The organism is Roseovarius sp. YIN77 (assembly GCF_057219155.1).
Genome location: NZ_JBXVVI010000003.1, coordinates 117,859 through 134,995 on the forward strand (window position 1 = coordinate 117,859; position 17,137 = coordinate 134,995).

A 17,137-nucleotide genomic window follows, 5' to 3' on the forward strand; every position below is an offset into this window, starting at 1 on the left:
TATACGATTTCCGACACTTTGATCTGAATTAGAGACCATGGCCAGCAACAACAAAATCACCCCCGAAGAAGCCCTCGCCTATCATATGGAACCGCGCCCGGGGAAGTATGACATCGCGCCCTCGACCCCGATGACAACGCAGCGCGACCTGTCGCTTGCCTACAGTCCCGGCGTGGCGGTCCCGGTTCAGGCCATCGCCGATGCCCCCGAAACTGCCTATGATTACACGACCAAGGGCAACATGGTGGCGGTGATTTCCAACGGATCGGCCATTTTGGGGATGGGAAATCTGGGCGCGTTGGCCTCTAAACCGGTGATGGAGGGTAAAGCCGTGCTGTTTAAGCGCTTTGCCGACGTTAATTCGATTGATCTGGAGCTCGACACTCAGGATGCCGATGAGTTCATCAACGCAGTCAAACTGATGGGTCCCACCTTTGGCGGCATCAACCTGGAAGACATCAAGGCGCCTGAATGTTTCATTATCGAACAGCGCCTCAAGGAAGAAATGGACATCCCGGTCTTTCACGATGACCAGCACGGTACCGCTGTGATTTGTGCGGCAGGTCTGATCAACGCGCTGCGCCTGTCTGGCAAGAAGATCGAAGATGTCAAAATCGTCCTGAATGGTGCTGGCGCTGCGGGTATTGCCTGCATTGAGCTGCTGAAATCCATGGGCGCAAAGCACGACAATTGCATTGTTTGCGATACAAAAGGCGTGATTTATCAGGGCCGTACCGAAGGCATGAACCAGTGGAAATCTGCCCACGCCATCAAGACGGATCTGCGCTCGCTAGAGGATGCCATGAAAGGTGCCGACGTGTTTTTGGGCGTGTCCGCCAAGGGTGCTGTGACCCCGGAAATGGTTGCAGACATGGCCAAGGACCCGGTCATTTTCGCCATGGCCAACCCGGACCCGGAAATCACCCCCGAAGAGGCCCACGCCGTTCGCGAGGACGCGATTGCGGCGACCGGCCGGTCGGACTACCCGAACCAGGTCAATAACGTATTGGGCTTCCCGTACCTGTTCCGCGGTGCGCTGGATATCCATGCCCGCGCCATCAATGACGAGATGAAGATCGCCTGCGCCCGGGCGCTGGCCGAATTGGCACGAGAGGACGTCCCGGATGAGGTCGCCATGGCCTATGGCCGCAAGCTCAGCTTTGGGCGTGACTACATCATCCCGACCCCATTTGATCCGCGCCTGATTTATGTGATCCCGCCTGCGGTTGCTAAGGCCGGTATGGATACAGGTGCTGCGCGCCGCCCGATCATCGATATGGATGGCTACCGCGAACATCTAAAGGCGCGGATGGACCCGACCGCATCGATTCTGCGTGGCATCCATGCCAGAGCAAAGGCCGCGCAAGCCCGAATGATTTTTGCAGAAGGCGATGATCCCAAAGTTCTGCGCGCGGCTGTTGCCTATCAACGGGCTGGGCTTGGCGCGGCCATCGTGGTGGGTCGAGAGGCCGACGTCGCAGAAAAATTGACAACTGCCGGGCTTGCTGATGCGATTGATGAGATAGAGGTCGTGAACGCGGCCAATACAGAACATCTGCCTGAATATAAGGCGTTTCTTTACAAGCGCTTGCAGCGCAAGGGTTTTGACCGTGGCGACATTCACCGGCTTGCTGCCCGGGACCGGCACGTATTTTCGGCCCTGATGCTGGCCCATGGCCATGGCGATGGCCTGGTCACCGGCGCCACCCGAAAATCCGCCAACGTGCTGAACCAGATCAATCATGTGTTTGACGCAACGGCGGAAACCGGTGCCGTGGGCATTACCGCGCTGTTGCATCATGGGCGTATTGTATTGATCGGCGACACGCTGGTCCATGAATGGCCAGAGGCCGAAGATCTGGCAAATATTGCCGAACGCGGCGCCAGCGTTGCACGGGCATTGGGGCTGGAGCCTCGTGTTGCCTTTGCCAGCTTCTCCACCTTTGGCTACCCGGTATCAGAGCGGGCGGAAAAAATGCACTTAGCTCCAGAGATTCTGGAAAGACGTGGCGCTGATTTCGAATTTGAGGGCGAAATGACCGTCGATGTTGCCTTGAATATGGAGGCAATGGCGCAATACCCGTTCTCACGCCTGACCGGCCCGGCCAATGTGCTGGTGGTTCCCGCGCGTCATTCGGCCTCTATCTCGGTCAAGTTGATGCAGGAAATGGCAGAGGCAACCGTTATCGGCCCGATCCTGACCGGCGTCGACAAGCCGATTCAGATCTGCTCGACGGTATCCACCGTCAACGACATCCTGAACATGGCGATTCTGGCCTCAAACAAAGTGGGATAGTTTTAGTGGGGTTTGTCCGCAAACGGCGCATCATTCCCCCAAATCTCTTTCACGCGTCTGTCGCGACCGCACCCTTCCCGGTAGCGGGCATAGGCCTCGTATTGCCGCTTGACCCCAAACCGCGTTAGCACACGATTTTCGCCCTTATAATAATCCTGATGATAGTTTTCAGCCAGGTAAAAGGTGTCGAGGTCGAGGACAGGGGTCACGATCCGGCGGCCCAGCTCTGTGCGCGCACGGGCGATGGCTTGTTCTGCAAGTTCGCGTTCCTGATCGTTGGCGACGAATATGGCCGTGCGATAACTGTCACCGCGATCACAAAACTGACCGCCGTCATCGGTTGGATCAACCGACCGCAGAAACAGATGCAGCAATTCGGCAAAATCGACCTGCGCCGGATCATATGGAATTTCAACAGCCTCATAATGGCCGGTGCCGCCGCGGGTGACTTGTTTGTAGGTCGGATTTTCTGTGTGACCTCCGGTGTAGCCAGAAACCACATCGCCGACCCCCTCGACGCTTTCAAAATCGGCTTCCACGCACCAGAAACACCCGCCCGCGACGACGAACGTGGCCTGATCGGCGGCCTGGGTGGCCACCGGCGACACCGACAGAATACCGACGTAAAACAGCCGTCTTGCAGCAGGCCAAATTCGCTGGATCTGAAACATGGTTGCATCCCTTTCAAATTTGCGCAGAGATTGTCGCGACATCTGACATGTGACAAGGGCGGTTGCGGCATTCTCACGTCAAGGTGAACGCGGTTGAGCCGGTACCGTCCGGCATTTTCAGGGGATGATGTAATGCGAATTGCGATGTGGTCTGGCCCACGAAACCTGTCGACCGCCATGATGTATGCCTTTGGAAATCGTGCCGATTGCGCCGTGGTGGATGAGCCTTTCTACGCCGCCTATCTGCACAAAACCGGGCTGAACCACCCGATGAGCGAAGAGATTCTGGCCTCGCAAAGCCATGATTATGAGCAGGTGATAGGTGAGTTATTAGGCTCTATTCCGGGCAAAAAGCCGGTATTTTATCAAAAGCACATGACACAGCACATGATTGACGGGATCCGGCGCGATTGGATCGGAGAGGTGCGAAATGTATTTCTGATCCGCCATCCGGCGCGGGTGATTGCAAGCTATGCGGCCAAGCGCGAAAACCCGACGCTGGAAGATATCGGCTTTCGCCAGCAGGCCGAATTGTTTGATCTGGCGCGCGGTCTGGGCGAAACCCCGATTGTCATCGACAGCCACGATATTCGCGACAAACCAGAAACACAGATGCGCCGTCTGTGTGAGGCGCTGGGCATCAAATTTGACCCCGCGATGTTAAAATGGCCGTCCGGCGGACACCCACAAGACGGCATCTGGGCCCGCCACTGGTACGGCGCTGTTCATCGCAGCACCGGCTTTGCCGGCGCCGAAGGATTGTTGCCCGAGGTGCCAGATCACCTGGGCCAAGTCACAGATGGGGCTATGCCCTATTACGAACACCTGAAGGCGTATAAAATTTAGGGGCGCTGCCCCTCTGCGCCCATGGCGCATTCACCCCGAGGTATTTTGGGCGAAAGGAAAGGTCAGATTGTGCGATCCCAGCGCCAAACTGTATGTTTGACCAACAACCAAAAGCCCAGAAGGCAAACCGGAAAGCCGAGGGCAAAAAATGCCCCGCCTAGAAGCCACAGGTTTGAGGCGCCGGTCACCCGGACGTAATCATAGGATGGATTGAACATCACGGCGACTTCCACGCCCTCTGAATAGCCATAGGCAGAGGAGCCGAACTGTGTCGGCAGATCAAACACCTGCCCGCCCGGATCGGTCAGCGTAAAATCAGGCCAATAGGTGCAGCCCTCACTGTCACAGCTTTCGTTGCTGTTCAGGACGGTGGCCGAAATCTCTGCCGCATTTTGCAGGAAATTATGGGTGGTCCATAGCTGCCATCCACCAAAGACGGCAAAGCCACCCCCCATCAGGACAAACATCATCGCCCCGGTCGCTGTGGGCCAATCGACCCAATAGCGACCGTAGCGGGCCATTTAACCGACCCGTTTGTTGCGCATCGCAATAAGGCGCAGGCGCAGGGCATTGAGTTTGATGAAGCCAGCAGCGTCTTTCTGATCATAGGCGCCTGCGTCTTCTTCGAACGTTACGTGTTCTTCGGAATAAAGACTGTGATCAGACCAGCGGCCAACGCATGTGGCCGAGCCCTTGTAAAGCTTGATCCGCACGGTGCCGGTGACATGGGTTTGTGAGGCATCGATGGCGGCTTGCAGCATTTCACGCTCTGGCGAATACCAGAACCCGTTATAGATCAGCTCTGCATATTTCGGCATCAGCTCATCCTTCAGATGCATCGCACCACGATCCATGGTGATGGATTCGATGCCGCGATGGGCCTCCAGCAAGACGGTACCGCCTGGGGTTTCGTAAATGCCGCGGGATTTCATACCGACAAAGCGCCCCTCGACCAGATCAAGCCGGCCAATGCCGTGCTTGCCGCCATATTCGTTGAGCCTTGTCAGAATGGTGGCAGGGCTTAGCGCCTCTCCGTTGATGCTGACGGCATCGCCGCGCTCAAATCCGATCTCGATGAATTCAGGCTCATTTGGTGCGTCTTCGGGATGAACGGTGCGCTGATAGACATAATCCGGGGCTGCAACAGCCGGGTCTTCCAGAACCTTGCCCTCAGAAGAGGTGTGCAGAAGGTTGGCATCAACGCTAAACGGCGCCTCGCCGCGTTTGTCCTTGGCGATCGGGATCTGATTTTGTTCTGCAAAGTCCAGCAACCGGGTGCGGGAGGTCAAATCCCATTCGCGCCACGGTGCGATCACTTTGATATCGGGGTTCAGGGCATAAGCGGCCAGCTCGAACCGCACCTGATCGTTGCCCTTGCCGGTTGCGCCATGGGCCATGGCATCGGCACCGGTCTCTTCGGCGATCTCGATCAGGCGCTTGGAAATCAGCGGGCGCGCGATAGAGGTGCCCAACAGATAAAGCCCCTCATAAACCGCATTGGCGCGGAACATGGGAAAGACAAAATCGCGCACGAACTCTTCGCGGATGTCTTCGATATAGATGTTGTCAGGCGCGATCCCCAAAAGCTCTGCTTTTTTGCGGGCAGGATCCAGCTCCTCCCCCTGACCCAGATCGGCGGTAAAGGTCACGACCTCGCAGCCATACTCGGTTTGCAACCATTTCAGGATGATCGAGGTATCAAGCCCACCGGAATAGGCGAGCACAACTTTCTTGGGCGCGGACATCTGTGTTTCCTCATACGAATGACGCACGGGCAGTAGCGGGTTTTTCAGGTGGGGGCAAGACGCCAGACCCAATGCGTGTGGCCGATCTTCTCAGTATTCCGATGTATTCCTTGCACTTCGCCGGGCCTTGCGGCAATCACGCGGGCATGACCGATTTTACGACACAGGCCCGGGCGGCAGAGGCAGCTTTACGTGATCTCTTTGCGCCAACACCGTTGCAGCGCAATGATCATCTGTCCCAACGTTTTGAGGCCGACATCTGGCTCAAGCGCGAGGATCTGTCTCCGGTCAGGTCCTACAAAATTCGCGGCGCGTTTAATGCTATGCGCAAGGTGTTGTCAGAAAACCAGGATCAGCAGGTTTTTGTATGTGCCAGCGCCGGCAACCATGCCCAGGGCGTGGCCTTTGTTTGCCGGTACTTTGGGGTTCGGGGCGTGATCTTCATGCCCGTCACTACACCCCAACAGAAGATCGATAAAACCCGTATCTTTGGCAACGGATCCGTCGATATTCGCCTGATCGGGGATTATTTTGACGACACTTTGGCCTCTGCCCAAGCGTATTGCGCAGATGTTGGTGCGCATTTTCTGGCGCCTTTTGATGATGAGGATGTGATCGAGGGGCAGGCATCGGTCGCGGTTGAGATGCTTGAACAACTGGGTCAAACCCCCGATCTGGTGGTTTTGCCTGTGGGGGGCGGCGGCTTGTCCTCTGGCGTCATTTCCTTTCTACGCGCGGCAAATCTGGACACACAGGTCAAGCTGGTCGAACCTTCTGGCGGCGCGAGCCTTGCGTCTGCGCTGGAGGCAGGGCAGCTTGTGACGTTGGACCAGGTCGATAACTTCGTGGACGGGGCGGCGGTTGCAAGGATTGGCGAGACCAACTTTGGCGTCCTTCGTACATGCGACCGCGGCGATATCCTGATCGCGTCTGAGGATCGCATCTGCACCACGATGATCGAGATGTTGAATGTCGAAGGCATTGTACTGGAGCCTGCGGGCGCTATGTCAGTCGATGCGCTGACGGATATTGCTGATCAGATCAAAGGCAAAACAGTTGTCTGCGTCACCTCTGGCGGAAACTTTGATTTCGAACGCCTGCCTGAGGTTAAAGAGCGCGCTCAGCGCTACTCCGGCGTCAAAAAATACCTGATTCTGCGACTGCCGCAACGACCCGGGGCCTTGAAAGATTTCCTGAACATCCTCGGCCCGGAAGATGATATTGCCCGATTTGAGTATCTTAAGAAATCCGCCAGAAATTTTGGATCTGTGTTGATTGGGATCGAAACGGTCAGACCAGAAAACTTTGATCGCCTGTTTGGAGAGCTGGAAAAACAGGGTTTTGGGTTTCGCGACATCACAAACGACCAGACGCTGGCCGAATTTGTGATTTAAGGTTGGCACCTTAGGCCGCCGAGTCCAACGAAACCCGTTCTTGAAACGCCGCCTTTGAGGTGCGGTAGCATTCGACAACCTGGTCAAGATCGACCAATTGCGCCTGACCTTGGGCGCTCTGTTGTTCCCCTGATCTGCAAAGCTCTGCAAGGTCCTGAAAGCCCAGATTCATGGCGCTGCCCTTCAGGAAATGTAAGGTTGGTTCATAGTCATTCAGCGTCATACTGGAATTCAGGTTGGCCATCACCTCCTCTACCTCTTCCAGAAACAGGTCTAGAACTTCGGTAAAATCGTCGTCGCCCACTTCTGATCGCAACGTCTCAACCCGGCCCCAATCAATCATATCAATCCCCTATATGGTGAATGCCCACAGATCGTAGCGGCCGAAGATTAACGAGCCGTAAGCCGTGATTGCAGATCACGGGCGGGTTTTCATACAGCCTTAACACCCCGGCAATAGGACTAAGGCGTATAGTATTAGGTGTTGTGTGAATAATGAACAGTCTACCCGCCCAGTCTGAATCAGGAGGTGCTGAGGTTGATATCCAGGCGGCCCCGCCGCCGTCGATCCTTGTTGTGGATGACAGCCGATTGCAGCGTAAAATCCTGGGAAGCTCGCTTCAGAAATGGGGGTTTCGGCTTTACCTTGCTGAAAGTGCCGAAGAGGCGCTGGAAATCTGCCAATCCAGCCACATCGATATGATCATCAGCGATTGGATGATGCCAGGCATGAGTGGTCCGGAATTTTGCCGCGCCTTTCGTCAGCTTCGCCGTGATACCTATGGATATTTTATCCTGCTGACCTCTAAAAGCGCCAAGGAAGAGGTGGCCCAAGGGTTAGAGGCGGGCGCAGATGACTTTCTGACCAAACCCGTGCACCCGGATGAGCTTCGCGCCCGCATCATCGCGGGTCAGCGGATCCAAAAGATGGAGCGCGAGCTGCAGAAGAAAAACCAGATCGTGTCTGAAACCCTGTCGCAGCTTCAGATTCTTTATGACCGCATTGATCGTGATCTGATTGAGGCGCGAAAGCTTCAGCAATCATTGATCAAGGAACGTTACAGGGATTATGGCGGGGCGTCCGTTGCGCTGGCGCTTCGGACCAGCGGCCATGTCGGGGGCGATCTGGTGGGCATGTTTCCCATCAACGACCGCCAAATAGGGATCTATGGGATTGACGTGTCCGGACACGGCATTGCGTCTGCGTTGATGACTGTCCGCCTCGCCGGGCACTTCCCTGCTGAAAAGCCCGATCAGAATATTGCACTCAGCTTGGGCGACGATGGGCAGTGGCTCCCAAGACCGCCTTCTGACGTTGCGCGTGATCTGAACCGTCTGGTGTTGCAGGAAATTGATACAGAGCAGTATTTCACCTTGGTCTTGGGGCATCTGGATTTGCAAACTGGGTGTCTGGTCATGACGCAATGCGGGCACCCCCATCCAATTGTTATGCGCGCCCAAGGCCAGATTGAACATATTGGATTGGGCGGTCTGCCGGTCGGATTGATTGACGGGGCAGAGTTTGAATGTCTGGAAACCACGCTCTATCCCGGTGATAGAGCCTTGCTTGTGTCGGACGGAATCACCGAATGCACGGCGCCAAACGGAAAAATGATCGAACCGCCCGAACTGGAGCGTCTGCTGCATCGCGTATCGGGCACATCAGGAGAGGCGTTCTGCAACGCTCTGATTGAGGAGATGGCAAAGTTTTCCGGCCGGTCCGGGTTTGAGGACGATGTATCAATCGTGTCGGTCGAGTTTACCGGAGCGCGGCCAGATAACGGCGACAAAACTCTGCCATGAACATTTGATCGCCGGGATTGGCCACCATATCTGCGGCCTGTTCTATATCGACCCATATTGGCGTGTGGCCGGCTTCTGCCGGTGGGCCTATTCGCAATGCAGGACGTGCCAAATACACATGGCTGATCTTTTCTGCCCACATGTCATATTCCGGCATGAATACGAATCTGCGGAAAACACCAAATCGGCGCGCCTGTGCAATCCGATATCCGGTTTCCTCGTACACTTCGCGGTGTAGGGCGCTGATCGGTGATTCACCCGGATCAATCCCGCCGCCGGGCAGTTGAAATTCTGGCTCTGGCTCTTCTTGATGCGTCAACAGAATATCCCGCCCGCTGGCAAGAATGGAATACACACCCGGGCGCGGGACATATTTTACACCCGGAATCGGAATTTCGCCCACTCTTCTGATCATTTTGCCCTTTTCCCCGCGGTTGCCCTGCCTATATGGACGCGGTATGCCAACCTCTGACCTATAAGGAAAGCCTGATGACACTCAGCAGTCAAATCGCATGGGACGATACGATCTTGCCGTTTCAGCTGGACCGCGCCGATATCCGGGGCCGGGTTGCCAGGCTTGATGGTGTGTTGGACGGTGTTTTGTCGCAACATGACTACCCCCCTGTGATAGAGGCTTTGGTGGCTGAAACCGCCCTGTTGACCGCATTGATCGGCCAAACGATCAAGTTGCGGTGGAAACTGTCGATACAGGTGCGCGGCGACGGCCCGGCCCGCCTGATCGCAACCGATTATTATGGTCCAGAGGCAGAGGGTGAACCCGCGCGTATCCGCGCCTATGCCAGTTTTGACCGGGATCGTCTGGACCCAACGGCAGACCCGTTTTCGCAGATCGGATCCGGTTACTTTGCGATCCTGATTGATCAGGGCGAGGGCACGGTGCCCTATCAGGGCATAACCCCCATTGCAGGAGGCTCCCTTGCCGCCTGCGCCGAAACCTATTTCGCCCAGTCAGAGCAGCTGCCAACCCGATTTGAGCTGTCATTCGGCAAATCCCAGATGGCGACAGGACCAGAAAGCTGGCGTGCTGGCGGGGCCATGCTGCAAAACATGCCCAAGGCCTCCCCCCATGTGAAGGACGAGGGCGGCAGCGGCGAAGGTGGCGTATTGACCCCCGCCGATCTGCTGCACAGCGATGAAGAAGAAAACTGGAACCGCGCCAACATCCTGCTGGATTCGGTCGAAGAGATCGAGCTGATCGGCCCAACGGTTCATCCTACCGATCTTTTGGTCCGGCTGTTTCACGAAGAAAGCCCGCGCGTCTTTGAACCCCAGCCGGTCAAATTCGGCTGCACCTGTTCCGAAGAACGCGTTCGCGAAAGCCTATCAATCTATTCCGCCAAGGACATCGCCCATATGACAAAAGACGATGGGACTGTAACCGCCGATTGCCAGTTCTGTGGCGCGCATTATGTGCTAGAGCCGAAAACCCTGGGGTTTGAGGCCGAAGAGAGATCCGGTGACCGGGCCTGACATCAAACAACGCCTTCTTGATGCGCTCAATGTTTCTGGCGCAGGGTCGTCGGATTTTGATCTAGAGATCAACTCGCCCGTGCGTCCGGGCCGCCAGCTGCGCCCGGCGGCGGTTTTGGTTCCTATTTTGTTGGGTGGCGGTGACCCACAAGTTGTCCTAACCAAACGCGCCTCGGGCCTGAAACACCATCCCGGCCAGATCGCCTTTCCCGGCGGCAAAGTGGATCCAGAGGACCAGTCAGCCCGCCACGCAGCCCTGCGGGAGGCGCAGGAAGAGATCGGCCTGCCTCCCGACGCGGTCGAAATTCTGGGCGAACTGCCGGATCATGAAACCGTTACCTGTTTTTCCGTCACCCCCGTGATCGGCCTGATCCAGGAGCCGGTCGAATTTTTTGCAGAACCCGGAGAGACTGAAGAGGTTTTTGCTGTTCCACTGTCCCATCTGATGGATCGCCAGCGTTTTTCGGTGGGCTCGCGCATCTGGCGCGGGATGCCGCGATACTATTACACGGTGCCTTACGGGCCCTATTACATCTGGGGTGCAACTGCCCGCATTTTACGAGGACTGGCCGAAAGGCTGCACACATGACCCGGCTGTTCGCCCCGTGGATGGACGACCCGCGCACCAGATCAGTGATGCAAATGTTGATCGGCGCAGGGTTTCAGGCATGGTTTGTCGGCGGATGCGTGCGGGATGCACTGCTTGGCAAGCCCGTTATTGATATCGATATCACCACCGACGCCCGGCCCGAACAAGTGGTGGATCTTGCCCAATCCGCCGGGCTTAAATCCGTTCCAACCGGGATGGACCATGGCACGGTCACGGTGGTGATCGATGGCCAGCCGCACGAGATCACGACCTTTCGCCGCGATGTGGAAACCGATGGCCGTCATGCGGTTGTTGCTTATTCGACAGAAATTGCTGAGGACGCACAGCGTCGCGATCTGACAATAAATGCGATCTATGCGGATCAGGACGGGCTGATCAACGACCCCACAGGACACGGCATTGAGGACCTGCACACTGGCCGTGTTCGCTTCATCGGGGCGGCAGAGCAGCGGATCAAAGAGGACTATCTGCGCATCCTCAGGTTCTTCCGATTTTACGCGCATTATGGCGACCAGACCCAAGGTATTGATCCGGATGGTTTGGCGGCGACTTCGGCAAATTTGGCTGGATTAGAGACGCTTTCCGCGGAACGCATGGGGTCTGAGGTGCGAAAACTACTCGCGGCGCCCAATCCGGCACCCGCCCTGGCGTCCATGGCGGCGAGCGGTGTTCTGGCCACCATCCTTCCGGGGGCGGAGGCAACATCAATTGCGCCATTGGTTCATCTGGAGGCAGGATTGGCCCCCAATCCAATCCGCAGGCTCGCGGCGCTGGGTGGCGATGGCGTAGAAAATCGGTTGCGGTTAAGTCGGGCAGAGGCCAAGTATCTCAGCCTTTTGCGCGAACAGATCGGCGAACAAACCGGGCCCGCAGAACTGGCCTATCGATATGGAACTGAGGCCGCCAGAGATATCCTTTTGCTGCGTGCAGCAATGCTGGAACAGCCACTTTCCCCTGAATTAGAGACTGATTTTGCCGCAGGTGCACATGCCCGCTTTCCAATCTCTGCTACAGATCTGATGCCGGATTACACCGGCGCCGCGCTGGGCACGGCGTTGCGGGGGCTGGAGGCAGCATGGATCGCTTCGGGATTCTCTCTGGATCGGGCAGCGTTGTTGTCACAATTGAATGATCGCAAATCGCGTGACAAATCCTGAAATCTGGGCTAACCCCAGAAACTGAAAGTACCTCGGATGGAGGAATACAGATGTGCTACAGGCTCTGGTTTAGTTAACGCCAACCGCCAACCTGATTGACAGGGTGGCATTGGCACCCGTCTCTGCATTTGTGACCTTTCGCTCGTTCAGGAGCATACATCCATGTATCGTTTTTTTGAAAATCTCATTGATCCTTTTTGTGACTACCCCACCCAGAACACGCCACCCAACAGGTTGTGGCCGTTCCTAAAGGGCTATGCTCAACCCTTTCGCAAAGTATTCTGGTGGACAGGGCTGATATCCATCATCGCGGCGGTGATCGAGGTATCGATGATCTTTTATCTGGGCCGGGTCGTTGATCTACTGGCCCTCAGCACCCCACAGCAGTTTTTGGCAGATCACGGGATGGAATTGATCCTTGCCGCGCTGTTCATCCTGCTGATCTGGCCGTTGGTAGAGGCGCTGGGCACCGGCCTTTTGAACAACGCGATCCTGCCAAATTTCGGCGCCTTGATTCGCTGGCGCGCACATCGGCATGTTTTGAACCAATCCGTGGGCTGGTTTGAGAACGATTTTGCCGGTCGGATTGCCAACCGGATTATGCAAACCCCGCCCGCAGCGGGCGAGGCCGTGTTTCAGGTGTTTGACGCGGTTTCATTTTCCATTGCCTATCTTGTGGGCGCAGCGGTCCTGTTGGCGGCTGCAGATCCGCGCTTGCTGGTGCCGTTGTTGATCTGGTTTGTGTTCTACGGATTTCTTGTGCGCTGGACCTTGCGGCGCGTCGGGCCGGCGTCAAAACGGTCATCCGACGCCCGCAGCGCCGTGACCGGTTTGGTCGTGGATGCCTATTCCAACGTGCATTCAGTCAAGCTCTTTGATCACAGCGGGATCGAAATGGCCTACTCCCGACAAGCGATCGAACATTCTCGCCAGACGTTTCAACAGGAAATGCGGATCTATACCACGATGACCGTTACATTGGTGATCCTGAACGGATTGCTGATTGTTGGGGCCGTGGGGTGGGCGCTTTTACTCTGGGTACAGGGCGTGGCGTCATCTGGTGTTGTGGCGACAGCAACGGTTTTGACCTTGCGTCTGAACGCCATGACCGGCTGGATCATGTGGGCCCTGTCGAGCCTCTTTCAAAACCTAGGCGTGATTTCGGAAGGGATGGAAACCATTGCCCAGCCCATCGCGCTGGTAGATCGCCCTAATGCAAAAGCGCTGGAACTGCGCGAGGGACAGATCGATATTCAGGGACTGTCACACCATTACGGCAAAACCGCAGGTGGGCTGGATCGGATCGATCTGACCATACCCTCCGGACAAAAGGTCGGGCTGGTCGGGCGATCAGGCGCGGGAAAAACCACGCTGGTTAAGCTGATACTGCGGTTCTACGATCCCGATGGCGGACGGATCTGTATTGATAAGCAGGACATCGGCGCGGTAACACAACACAGCCTGAGACAACAGATCGGCATGGTGCAACAGGACAGTTCGCTGATGCACCGATCCGTGCGCGACAATATTTTATATGGCCGTCCGGATGCGACCGAGGAACAGATGATCGAGGCGGCCAAGCAAGCGCAGGCGCATGACTTTATCCTTGGACTGGAGGATCCGCTGGGGCGACGCGGCTATGACGTTCAGGTCGGGGAGCGTGGGGTTAAATTGTCCGGCGGCCAGCGCCAGCGGATTATCTTGGCGCGCGTCATCCTGAAGGACGCACCGATCCTCTTGCTGGACGAGGCGACAAGCGCGCTGGATTCAGAGGTTGAAGCCGCGATTCAGGAAACGCTTTATGACATGATGGAGGGCAAGACCGTCGTCGCCATCGCCCACCGCCTGTCTACCATCGCGCAGCTGGACCGCATCCTGGTACTGGATCAGGGCCGCATTGCCGAGGATGGAACCCATTCAGAGCTGTTGGCCGCAGATGGGCTTTACGCGCATTTCTGGGCGCGGCAATCTGGGGGCTTCATCGGGACAGACGAGGCCGCGGAGTGAAGCTGGCAAACCTGATCGACCCGTTTCGCGAGGCCACAACCGCCCCGCCCCAATCATTGTGGGCCTTTATGCGCTGGGCACTTGGCGGTGCTTGGCCGGTTTTGATCCTGGCATCGATCCTGTCTGCCGCCGCCGGCGCGATGGAGGCAGGATCGGCCTGGGTGCTAGGTGTGGTAATCGACTCGGCAATCGTTCAGGGCCCCGAAGGGTTCTTCGACCCAAACAATCTGATGCTAATCATCGGGGCTGCGGCGTTTTTCATGCTATTGCGCCCAGCCCTTTTTGGCATGGCGGCGGTATCGAACAACTATTTGGTGACGCCAAACATCTCGCCCCTTGTACTGGCAAAGCTGAACCGCTGGACATTGGGTCAAGCGGTCAGCTTTTTCGACAATGATTTTGCTGGCCGCATCGCGCAAAAACAGATGCAGACGGCAAACGCCCTGTCCTCTGTGGTGAGCGAGGTTATCAGCGCCGTGGTTTTTGCCATTGCGTCGCTCTTTGCGTCATTGGCGCTTTTGGGCAGCATTCATCCGCTGGCGATGGCACCTTTTTTGGTCTGGCTCATACTTTATTTCGGCCTGATAAGATGGTGTTTGCCGCGCATCCGCATACGCTCTGCGAAACGGGCCGGGGCCCGCGCGATGGTGTCCGGGCAGGTTGTGGACACGATCACCAACATCAAGACAGTCAAACTATTTGCTCTTGCCCGCCACGAGGATAACGCCGCGCGCGAAGCAATGGTTGAGCTTAGGGAGCGCGCATTGGAATTTGGCTGGCTGTCTGCTGTCTTCCGCGCGTCACTGATGTTTCTGGCAGGCATGTTGCCGGTTTTTCTGGTTGGGACGACCTTGCTTTTGTGGCGACAGGGCATGGCCACACCGGGGGATGTGGTGGCGTCGGGCGGGATCTCTATCCGCATTGCACAGATGACCGGTTGGGTCAGCTATACCTTGATGGCGATTTATTCCAATGTGGGGGAGGTCGAAAATGGGATGCGGACGCTTACGCCCGCCTACGATTTGACCGATGAGCCACACGCCGCGGAACTGTCTGTGCCCAAAGGCGAAATCCGATTTAAAAACATCAGCTTTGCCTATGGGCGTCAGATCGGCGGGATTGATGGGATTAACCTGACCATCCGTCCGGCGGAGAAAATCGGCATCGTCGGGGCCTCCGGCGCGGGGAAATCGACGTTGGTGTCGTTACTTTTGCGGCTTTATGACACCGAAAGCGGGCAAGTCCTGATCGATGGGCAAGATGTGGCCGGAGTTACACAGGAAAGTCTGCGTCGCCAGATCGGGATGGTCACGCAGGAAACGGCGATGTTTAACCGTTCCGCCCGCGACAATATTGGATATGGCAGCCCTGATGCATCAGACGAGGACATCTTTGCCGCAGCAAAACAGGCGGCGGCGCATGAGTTTGTGCTGGGGCTGGAGGATCATTCAGGCAGAAAGGGCTATGATGCCCATCTTGGTGAACGCGGCGTGCGCCTGTCCGGGGGGCAACGTCAGCGAGTCGCCCTGGCGCGCGCCATCCTGAAGAACGCGCCAATTCTGGTACTGGATGAGGCCACTTCGGCCCTGGACAGTGAGGTCGAGGCGCAGATTCAATCTGCATTGCGGGCAGCGATGGAGGGCAAGACCGTGCTGGCCATCGCCCATCGCCTGTCCACAATTGCGCATATGGATCGCATTATCGTGCTCGACCAGGGCCGAATAGCTGAACAGGGAACCCACCCGGAATTGCTGAAAAAGGGCGGGCTATACGCGCAATTCTGGGCGCGGCAGTCTGATGGGTTTATTTGTGTTGATGAGGCTGCAGAGTGACGACAGCAACAATTGAAAGAATGGGCCATCTTGGTGATGGAATTGCCCCGGGTCCCGTCTATGTGCCGGGTGCGCTACCAGGTGAGATTGTCAGTGGCGATCTTGTTGGCGACAGCTTGCACAATGTTCGAGTCGACACACCGTCACCAGACAGGGTGCGCCCCCCATGCCGCCACGCCAAATCATGTGGCGGCTGTCAGTTGCAGCATGCCTCTGACGAATTTGTCAGCAGGTGGAAGGCGGATATCGTGTTAAATGCCCTCTCTGCACAGGGCATTTCAGCTGAAATAGAGTCCATTTTCACCTCTCCGCCGGGGTCGAGACGGCGCGCGGTTTTATCTGCGCGGCGCACCAAAAAAGGGGCTTTGATCGGCTTTCACGCCAAGGCCAGCGACACCATCGTGGATGTGCCGGATTGTCGTCTGCTGACTCCGGGGCTTATGGCGGCCCTACCAGCGTTACAGGAATTGACAATGCTGGGTGGGTCGCGAAAGGGTGAATTGAGCCTGACCCTCACCGAAAGCCCGGCAGGATTGGATCTGCGGGTTGATGGCGGCAAATCCATTGATGCAACGCTTCGCATGGGGCTCGCTCAGTTGGCCGGGGCGCATGGAATCATTCGACTGACCTGGGGGGATGAGGTGATTGCGCAAGAGGCACCGCCCTGGCAGCGGTTTGGCTCGGCCCAGGTTACGCCCCCACCCGGGGCATTCTTGCAGGCCACCGAACATGGCCAGAAAACACTGATTTCGGCTGTGTTAGAGACTATTTTAAGCGCAAAGTCGGTCGTCGATCTGTTTGCGGGGTGCGGAACCTTCAGTTTGCCGACCGCAGAGAGCTCAGAGGTCCATGCCGTCGAAGGGTCCGCTGACATGATGTCGGCGCTGGATGCAGGATGGCGCCAATCGAACGGGTTGAAACGCGTCACGACCGAATCGCGAGACCTGTTTCGCAGACCTCTGATGCCCGATGAGCTGAAATCCTATGACGCGGCGATTATCGACCCACCCCGCGCCGGGGCAGAGGCGCAGGTGGCAGAGCTGGCCAAATCGAACATTCCGACCATCGCCATGGTGTCGTGCAATCCGGTCACCTTTGCCCGCGATGTGCGGATTTTGACAGAGGCAGGGTTCGCCTTGGGCAATGTCCGTGTGGTGGATCAGTTCCGCTGGTCACCGCATGTTGAAATCGTTGCGGCGCTCAGGCGGTAACCTGTCGGGATTGCGTCGGTTGAATTTCGATGCAAATGCCCCTATCACCCGCCAAACCGTTTCAGAAACAAGAG

The 17,137-nt window shown here is 56.8% G+C and carries 15 protein-coding genes; 10 read left to right on the plus strand and 5 right to left on the minus strand.

Annotated features, from left to right (window positions below; genetic code table 11):
• The first annotated feature begins 37 nt into the window (after positions 1-37).
• Complete coding sequence (locus AC2D8P_RS05860; protein ID WP_484701340.1) at positions 38-2,296, plus strand: NADP-dependent malic enzyme; 2,259 nt, start codon at positions 38-40, stop codon at positions 2,294-2,296.
• 2 nt (positions 2,297-2,298) lie between these two features.
• On the opposite strand, the gene msrA is transcribed toward AC2D8P_RS05860, so the two are convergent.
• Positions 2,299-2,967 (minus strand): peptide-methionine (S)-S-oxide reductase MsrA, encoded by a 669-nt coding sequence (gene msrA, locus AC2D8P_RS05865; RefSeq protein ID WP_484701341.1) that lies wholly within the window; start codon positions 2,965-2,967, stop codon positions 2,299-2,301.
• Positions 2,968-3,099: 132 nt separating this feature from the next.
• On the opposite strand from msrA, the gene AC2D8P_RS05870 reads away from it, so the two are divergent.
• Entirely contained in the window at positions 3,100-3,813 is a 714-nt protein-coding gene (locus AC2D8P_RS05870) for a sulfotransferase-like domain-containing protein (RefSeq protein ID WP_484701342.1), read from the plus strand.
• Between the two features lie 62 nt (positions 3,814-3,875).
• On the opposite strand, the gene AC2D8P_RS05875 is transcribed toward AC2D8P_RS05870, so the two are convergent.
• Complete coding sequence (locus AC2D8P_RS05875; protein WP_484701343.1) at positions 3,876-4,334, minus strand: DUF3592 domain-containing protein; 459 nt, start codon at positions 4,332-4,334, stop codon at positions 3,876-3,878.
• Positions 4,335-5,558 carry an argininosuccinate synthase gene (locus AC2D8P_RS05880; RefSeq protein WP_484701344.1) on the minus strand — a complete coding sequence of 408 codons (1,224 nt, stop codon included), beginning with the start codon at positions 5,556-5,558 and terminating at the stop codon, positions 4,335-4,337.
• Positions 5,559-5,704: 146 nt separating this feature from the next.
• On the opposite strand from AC2D8P_RS05880, the gene ilvA reads away from it, so the two are divergent.
• A complete protein-coding gene (gene ilvA / locus AC2D8P_RS05885) occupies positions 5,705-6,952 on the plus strand; it encodes a threonine ammonia-lyase IlvA (RefSeq protein WP_484701345.1) in 1,248 nt (415 codons plus the stop codon).
• Between the two features lie 10 nt (positions 6,953-6,962).
• Here ilvA and AC2D8P_RS05890 read toward each other — a convergent pair whose 3' ends face one another.
• Positions 6,963-7,295, minus strand: a complete 333-nt coding sequence (locus tag AC2D8P_RS05890; RefSeq protein WP_484701346.1) for an Hpt domain-containing protein — start codon at positions 7,293-7,295, stop codon at positions 6,963-6,965.
• Between the two features lie 152 nt (positions 7,296-7,447).
• On the opposite strand from AC2D8P_RS05890, the gene AC2D8P_RS05895 reads away from it, so the two are divergent.
• A complete protein-coding gene (locus AC2D8P_RS05895; RefSeq protein WP_484701347.1) occupies positions 7,448-8,755 on the plus strand; it encodes a PP2C family protein-serine/threonine phosphatase in 1,308 nt (435 codons plus the stop codon).
• Here AC2D8P_RS05895 and AC2D8P_RS05900 read toward each other — a convergent pair.
• Positions 8,712-9,170, minus strand: coding sequence for an NUDIX domain-containing protein (locus tag AC2D8P_RS05900; RefSeq protein WP_484701348.1), 459 nt, complete (start codon positions 9,168-9,170; stop codon positions 8,712-8,714). The two genes, AC2D8P_RS05895 and AC2D8P_RS05900, sit on opposite strands and share 44 nt — an antisense overlap.
• Positions 9,171-9,244: 74 nt before the next feature.
• Here AC2D8P_RS05900 and hslO point away from each other — a divergent pair, with 74 nt between their 5' ends.
• The 6 genes from hslO to AC2D8P_RS05930 all read left to right on the plus strand — a co-directional run bounded on the left by hslO (position 9,245) and on the right by AC2D8P_RS05930 (position 17,063).
• Positions 9,245-10,246 (plus strand): Hsp33 family molecular chaperone HslO, encoded by a 1,002-nt coding sequence (hslO, locus tag AC2D8P_RS05905; protein ID WP_484701349.1) that lies wholly within the window; start codon positions 9,245-9,247, stop codon positions 10,244-10,246.
• Positions 10,233-10,835: a CoA pyrophosphatase gene (locus AC2D8P_RS05910; RefSeq protein WP_484701350.1), complete on the plus strand. Its 603-nt coding sequence runs from the start codon at positions 10,233-10,235 to the stop codon at positions 10,833-10,835. Before hslO ends, AC2D8P_RS05910 begins: the two co-directional genes overlap by 14 nt.
• A complete protein-coding gene (locus tag AC2D8P_RS05915; RefSeq protein ID WP_484701351.1) occupies positions 10,832-12,013 on the plus strand; it encodes a CCA tRNA nucleotidyltransferase in 1,182 nt (393 codons plus the stop codon). The genes AC2D8P_RS05910 and AC2D8P_RS05915 overlap by 4 nt, the downstream gene beginning before the upstream one ends.
• Before the next feature lie 162 nt (positions 12,014-12,175).
• Complete coding sequence (locus AC2D8P_RS05920) at positions 12,176-14,020, plus strand: ABC transporter ATP-binding protein (RefSeq protein WP_484701352.1); 1,845 nt, start codon at positions 12,176-12,178, stop codon at positions 14,018-14,020.
• Positions 14,017-15,852 carry an ABC transporter ATP-binding protein gene (locus AC2D8P_RS05925; RefSeq protein ID WP_484701353.1) on the plus strand — a complete coding sequence of 612 codons (1,836 nt, stop codon included), beginning with the start codon at positions 14,017-14,019 and terminating at the stop codon, positions 15,850-15,852. Before AC2D8P_RS05920 ends, AC2D8P_RS05925 begins: the two co-directional genes overlap by 4 nt.
• 20 nt (positions 15,853-15,872) lie before the next feature.
• A complete protein-coding gene (locus tag AC2D8P_RS05930; protein WP_484701385.1) occupies positions 15,873-17,063 on the plus strand; it encodes a class I SAM-dependent RNA methyltransferase in 1,191 nt (396 codons plus the stop codon).
• Positions 17,064-17,137: the final 74 nt, after the last annotated feature.

Bases quoted from the DNA above. Each gene is read 5' to 3' on its own strand.
- AC2D8P_RS05860 (WP_484701340.1), top strand. From the start codon at position 38: ATGGCCAGCAACAACAAAATCACCCCCGAAGAAGCCCTCGCCTATCAT.
- msrA (WP_484701341.1), bottom strand. From the start codon at position 2,967: ATGTTTCAGATCCAGCGAATTTGGCCTGCTGCAAGACGGCTGTTTTAC.
- AC2D8P_RS05870 (WP_484701342.1), top strand. From the start codon at position 3,100: ATGCGAATTGCGATGTGGTCTGGCCCACGAAACCTGTCGACCGCCATG.
- AC2D8P_RS05875 (WP_484701343.1), bottom strand. From the start codon at position 4,334: ATGGCCCGCTACGGTCGCTATTGGGTCGATTGGCCCACAGCGACCGGG.
- AC2D8P_RS05880 (WP_484701344.1), bottom strand. From the start codon at position 5,558: ATGTCCGCGCCCAAGAAAGTTGTGCTCGCCTATTCCGGTGGGCTTGAT.
- ilvA (WP_484701345.1), top strand. From the start codon at position 5,705: ATGACCGATTTTACGACACAGGCCCGGGCGGCAGAGGCAGCTTTACGT.
- AC2D8P_RS05890 (WP_484701346.1), bottom strand. From the start codon at position 7,295: ATGATTGATTGGGGCCGGGTTGAGACGTTGCGATCAGAAGTGGGCGAC.
- AC2D8P_RS05895 (WP_484701347.1), top strand. From the start codon at position 7,448: ATGAACAGTCTACCCGCCCAGTCTGAATCAGGAGGTGCTGAGGTTGAT.
- AC2D8P_RS05900 (WP_484701348.1), bottom strand. From the start codon at position 9,170: ATGATCAGAAGAGTGGGCGAAATTCCGATTCCGGGTGTAAAATATGTC.
- hslO (WP_484701349.1), top strand. From the start codon at position 9,245: ATGACACTCAGCAGTCAAATCGCATGGGACGATACGATCTTGCCGTTT.
- AC2D8P_RS05915 (WP_484701351.1), top strand. From the start codon at position 10,832: ATGACCCGGCTGTTCGCCCCGTGGATGGACGACCCGCGCACCAGATCA.
- AC2D8P_RS05920 (WP_484701352.1), top strand. From the start codon at position 12,176: ATGTATCGTTTTTTTGAAAATCTCATTGATCCTTTTTGTGACTACCCC.
- AC2D8P_RS05930 (WP_484701385.1), top strand. From the start codon at position 15,873: ATGGGCCATCTTGGTGATGGAATTGCCCCGGGTCCCGTCTATGTGCCG.